The organism is Ligaoa zhengdingensis (assembly GCF_014384885.1).
Classification (GTDB): Bacteria; Bacillota; Clostridia; order Oscillospirales; family Ruminococcaceae; genus Ligaoa; species Ligaoa zhengdingensis.
In genome coordinates this window covers 1-3,863 of sequence record NZ_JACRST010000057.1, presented here as the reverse complement: position 1 = coordinate 3,863, position 3,863 = coordinate 1, and the positions used below count along the sequence as shown (strand labels likewise).

The 3,863-nt window shown below is 45.6% G+C and carries 6 protein-coding genes and 2 pseudogenes; 7 read left to right on the top strand and 1 reads right to left on the bottom strand.

Annotated elements, in window-relative coordinates:
- From H8711_RS13320 to H8711_RS13290, 7 genes and pseudogenes are all read left to right on the top strand, one after another.
- On the top strand, positions 1-489 hold a 489-nt coding region (locus tag H8711_RS13320; RefSeq protein WP_249283843.1), incomplete at its 5' end, for a TraM recognition domain-containing protein.
- An 89-nt stretch (positions 490-578) separates the two neighbouring features.
- Positions 579-707, top strand: a pseudogene (locus H8711_RS13315) (Maff2 family mobile element protein); the annotation flags it as partial.
- 257 nt (positions 708-964) lie between these two features.
- Positions 965-1,477 (top strand): RNA polymerase sigma factor, encoded by a 513-nt coding sequence (locus H8711_RS13310; protein WP_003533443.1) that lies wholly within the window; start codon positions 965-967, stop codon positions 1,475-1,477.
- A complete protein-coding gene (locus H8711_RS13305; protein ID WP_008818015.1) occupies positions 1,470-2,174 on the top strand; it encodes a zf-HC2 domain-containing protein in 705 nt (234 codons plus the stop codon). Before H8711_RS13310 ends, H8711_RS13305 begins: the two co-directional genes overlap by 8 nt.
- Positions 2,175-2,290: 116 nt before the next feature.
- On the top strand, positions 2,291-2,791 hold the full coding sequence (locus tag H8711_RS13300; protein ID WP_084801265.1) for an RNA polymerase sigma factor: 501 nt from the start codon (positions 2,291-2,293) through the stop codon (positions 2,789-2,791).
- A complete protein-coding gene (locus tag H8711_RS13295; protein ID WP_008818017.1) occupies positions 2,769-2,966 on the top strand; it encodes a helix-turn-helix domain-containing protein in 198 nt (65 codons plus the stop codon). Before H8711_RS13300 ends, H8711_RS13295 begins: the two co-directional genes overlap by 23 nt.
- A gap of 42 nt (positions 2,967-3,008) precedes the next feature.
- The gene (locus H8711_RS13290; RefSeq protein ID WP_044947945.1) at positions 3,009-3,434 is read left to right on the top strand and encodes a hypothetical protein; all 426 of its coding nucleotides are present in this window, start codon (positions 3,009-3,011) and stop codon (positions 3,432-3,434) included.
- On the opposite strand, the pseudogene H8711_RS13285 reads toward H8711_RS13290, so the two are convergent.
- Positions 3,379-3,863: pseudogene (locus H8711_RS13285) on the bottom strand (hypothetical protein); the annotation flags it as partial. The gene H8711_RS13290 and the pseudogene H8711_RS13285 overlap by 56 nt on opposite strands.

Genomic DNA, 3,863 nt, shown 5'->3' with positions numbered 1-3,863 from the left:
TACAAAGACCATTCCGAAACCATCATGGGCAACATGGACAGTATCGTATTCCTCGGAGGCCGGGAGGCTTCCACCCTAAAGGATATTTCGGAAAACTGGCTGGGCAAGGCCACCATCTCTATGCAGACCGAGGGCCGAAGCCGTGGACAGTCTGAAAGTTACAGCCAGAATATGCAGCGGCTTGGCCGGGAGCTGATGACCACCAGCGAGATCACCACCATGCCCGGGGATAAATGTATCTTGCAGCTTCGGGGGCTCCCGCCCTTCCTGTCCCCGAAGTATGACTTGAAAAAGCACCCGAATTACAAGTACACAGCCGAATTTGATAAAAAGAAAAACGCCTTCCGCTTGGAAAGCCTGTTTCGCCACCGGCCATTGAGACTAAAGCCGGAGGACGAATACACGGTGTACGAAGTGGACGGCTCCGACACGGACGAAGAAGCTGACCTGTTGAACTTCGATGATCTGGACAGCGACGAGTTTGTGTAACTTCGGGCCATGATGACCCGAAGCGCCGCCGATGTGGGCGGCTTTTTTTGTACCCAAAACCATCAAACAAACAAAATGGAGGAACGTATATGGAATTTTTCAATCAGGCAATCGACATTCTCAAAATTCTGGTCATGGCTCTTGGCGCCGGTCTGGCGGTATGGGGCGTCATCAACCTTCTGGAAGGTTACGGGTCGGATAACCCTGCGGCAAATGCTCATGTACGGTAGAGAAGCACAAAGCAAAACAAGGATAGCCAGCCCTGCCACTATTCCGAAGTCAGGGGAACGCAATAGAAAAATTCATAGCTGTATGCTATACTTAATTAGCATTTGAACATATCAAGCTGACACAGCAATCTCTTTACTTGCCGTTAATGCGCGTCTACCAATAGTCCGCAGAAAGCAAGAGTAGCGTAAAGGTATAAAAATTTCAAACTTCTTTGTAACGAAATTCCGATTTCTCCGTCTAACCTATGAAGCTGAAGGAGGTGATGACAAGTATGGACTATGAAAAGCTCTATAAAGCCTACTATTTACAGGTATACTCGTATACTATTTCTCTTGCCAAAAATCGTGAGATAGCAGAGGAAATCACGCAGAACACATTCTATAAGGCTGTTTCTACAACATCACAATTCAAAGGTAAGTCAGATGAATTGACATGGCTCTGCTCCATAGCAAAAAACCTTTACCATGATGAAATGCGAAGCCGTCAGCGAGTAGCTGATGTGAGTGAAATCAATGACTTGCCATCAAATGAAAATGTTGAGAACTCAGTTGCAGATTCTGACATGGCGTTCCGCATACACCTCGTTCTTCACCGTTTGGAAGAACCATACAAAGAAGTCTTTCAGCTTCGCGTATTCGGGGAACTATCTTTTTCACAAATCGCTGCAATTTTTGGAAAAACAGAATCATGGGCGAGAGTTACTTATCATCGTGCAAAGCTAAAAATTCAAGAAAGGATGGATGAAAAGCATGAGTAAACAATGCGATATTGTTCGAGATATTCTTCCGCTGTATGTTGACGGTGCTTGCAGCGAAGCAAGCGCAGAGATGGTAAAAGAGCATTTGAACGCCTGTGCTGACTGTAACGCAATTTATCAGAAATTGCTTTCTCACACGAACGAAGATGTTCTTCACGAAGAAAGCGAAAGCGTTATTATGCGCCATGAGGCAAAAGAAAAGCAGAGAGGCAGAAAAAAGATAACGATTGCTGTTCTCGTTTCCATCGCTCTTTGTATCATTGCAATTTTTGCAGCTCTCTTTCTGTTACCTATAAACATTGCTTATGAGCCTGTCAAAATCGACTTCCCATTTGAGGTTGAAGATGTCGAAAGCGTTGAAATGTACCACTATGACGGAGTGCCTGCATCAGCAGAAAAGAAAGTAGTTGTTGCTGAAAATGATATAAAGACCCTGTATGATAAGTTCAAGGGCTTATCCTTAAAAGACAAAACAACTGAGGAAACTGCCGGAGCAGATGTGACCAGCTTTAGATTTAACCTCTCAGATGGAACAAGCTACGATTTGATTTACGCCTGCTATGGAGTTAAAAACGGCGAATTGAAGTCAGAAGCAGGCGGTTTTAAGTATTTCACAAGTGCGGATATTGGCTCTTATTGGAACAATTTGAATACGGAACTTGAAGCAATTCCTATCAATGAGAGTGAATTGCCGTGAGCAGATAGCAAACCCAGCCGAGCCTGTCAACGGTCAAGATGAACGGCGCAAATGCGCCGCCGTTGACAGCCCCGCCCGTCTTTGCTGTTCGGTAATCAAGAGGGCGACAGCACAAGATGCTGCCGCCCTCTGCCATTATTCAGAAAGGGGGATTTTCCATGACCGAACACGAAAAGTATCAAGAACATATCCGGCATACACACGATGCCTTTTGCAAGACTGTTATTCGCCACGCTGCCATAGACGCAGCCCGGAGCATACGGAGCCACCGCAAGCGGGAAATCTCGCTTGAATATCTGATAGAAGAAAAACACTATCCATTCAGTACCACAGATAAATACTTTGCGGAGCAATCCGGCATGACCAGCTATCCGCTTTTCGTCTGTGGTCAGATGGTGCTTTTGGAAAGTCCAGAGCTTGCCGCAGCCCTGTCCGCACTATCACAGATGGAACAGGAAATCATTTTCTTGTACTACTTCCAACGATTGACGCATAGGGAGATTGGACGGAGATATGGACGGGCTGGCAACACAACCGGGCGGCGTATTCAGATGATTTTACGGCGGCTACGGGCAGAGTTGGAGGGCTTGTCCTATGAACCAGCTACTTCCCTATGAGACAATCGTTAAGGCAAGCGAGGGCGACCCGGAAGCTGTTGCCGCCGTCCTATCCCATTATGCAGGATATATCCGCTCTTGTGCGAAAATGGACGGACAGATTAACACGGATATGCAGGAGCATATCGTCAGGCAACTGATAGAAAGCCTGTTGAAGTTCCGCTTTGACCGCTAAACAGAAAAGTTGTATAATTAGAGCCTGACAAATTAAACTTCAATGAGAGTAGAGCAAATGGAACAGATTATCAATTATAGAGACATACCCACAGATAAAAGGATTGACATATTAAATGCTCTTGAGCGAATAGGTTTTTTTCCGGCATACGGCGGCGTGAAAACAATGCAGCAAATTATGGAAAAGTCAGTTCCAGGTTCAGGCCCACAATTCTATTTCGTTTTCCGTGAAAATGAGTTGATAGGGTACAATTTTCTCATTGGGGACACTAAGAAATATAAAGCGTTCCCATGGCTTGCTATTAGCAATATGGATGAGCAGAAGTTGACTGTTTGTGAAGAACTGATGAAAATACAAATTGCCTTTTTTGAAGAACTCGGAATGCAAAAGATAGCAGATCATTGCATTAGGATTATGGAAGATTACAGAAAAGGAATTGGAAAGCAGAAAGAAAGCGATTGCAGATAAGTTCCATTTGAAAAACGGCTGACAATTTAATACCGCCGCCCATCACAGCGGCAGATAAGCAGTAAATCTTGAAAAGGTTTACTGCTTTTTTTGCGCCCATTTTCAAAAATCTTTGGCAAACCACACCGCCGGATTGTTGTAGGGAGCAGACAGGGAAAACAAAAAAATTTCCGCTGCGTTTGCCAAAACGCCCCCTTTTCACCGTTGTAGTGGTGAACAGCGGGCAGAACACGCCGCCGCAATCGCTATATTGGTGGAGCAAGCCAGTATATCCGCAAACCAGAGCCGCCGAGGAAAGCGGTAGTTTTTTAGAGCAAGATTCTACCACGGTGCCAAAATCCGCATATCTGCGGTTTTGCCCCCTTTGGTAAATCTTGTTGGGGAGTGCCTTCCCCAAACCCTGCTCATGCGCCCTGTCGGGCGAGAAAG